2 protein-coding genes are annotated in these 651 nt (G+C 59.9%); both read left to right on the top strand.

The window, feature by feature from the left end; genetic code table 11:
* The first annotated feature begins 65 nt into the window (after positions 1 to 65).
* Positions 66 to 329: a transposase gene (locus PCA20602_RS25480; protein WP_150723567.1), complete on the top strand. Its 264-nt coding sequence runs from the start codon at positions 66 to 68 to the stop codon at positions 327 to 329.
* Positions 326 to 651: IS3 family transposase (locus PCA20602_RS26450; protein WP_425495718.1), on the top strand; the 326-nt coding region annotated here is incomplete at its 3' end. The genes PCA20602_RS25480 and PCA20602_RS26450, both read left to right, overlap by 4 nt.

The following is a 651-nucleotide window of genomic DNA, read 5'->3' as shown; positions in this document are numbered from 1 at the left end:
TGACCTTACCCCTCGGAAGTATCCCACTGTAAAGTTAGTGGCAAGGCCGCAGGAGAAACCTTGTCATGAAGAAATCGCGGTTCAGCGAAGAGCAGATTATCGGGGTGCTGAAGGAAGCCGACGCAGGCATGAAGGTCGCAGACCTATGCCGCAAACACGGCATATCGGATGCGACGTTCTATAACTGGCGTAGCCGTTACGGCGGCATGGATGTGTCGGAAGCGCGACGATTGCGGCAGATGGAGGAAGAAAATCAGCGGCTCAAGCGGCTGGTGGCCGACCAGGCGCTGGACATCCAGGTTCTGAAGGACGTTCTCGGAAAAAAGTGAGTTCGCCCGCGCAGCGCCGAGAAGTTGTGCAGCAGGTGATTAAACAGCACGACTATTCGGAGCGCCGGGCGTGCGCGCTCATTGGCCTGAATCGCCGAACGTTCCGACGGTCGGCCCCGCCTGACGTCGACCACGATGTGCGGCAACGCTTACGCGAGTTGGCACAGGAGCGGCCACGGTTTGGCTCGCCCCGGCTGCACGTCTTACTACGCCGAGAGGGTCTGGTCCAGAACCACAAGCGCACTGAGCGGCTGTACCGCGCAGAAGGCCTGTCGCTTCGTCTGAAACGTCGAAAGAAGCGCCCGAGTCATCTGCGCGTGGT

The sequence above is a fragment of the Pandoraea capi genome, assembly GCF_902459735.1.
Lineage (GTDB): Bacteria > Pseudomonadota > Gammaproteobacteria > Burkholderiales > Burkholderiaceae > Pandoraea > Pandoraea capi.
Note: the sequence above shows the minus strand (reverse complement) of the source record. Positions and strands in the feature narration are given on the sequence as shown.

Coding starts and splice junctions, on each gene's coding strand:
- PCA20602_RS25480 (WP_150723567.1), top strand. CDS start 66: ATGAAGAAATCGCGGTTCAGCGAAGAGCAGATTATCGGGGTGCTGAAG.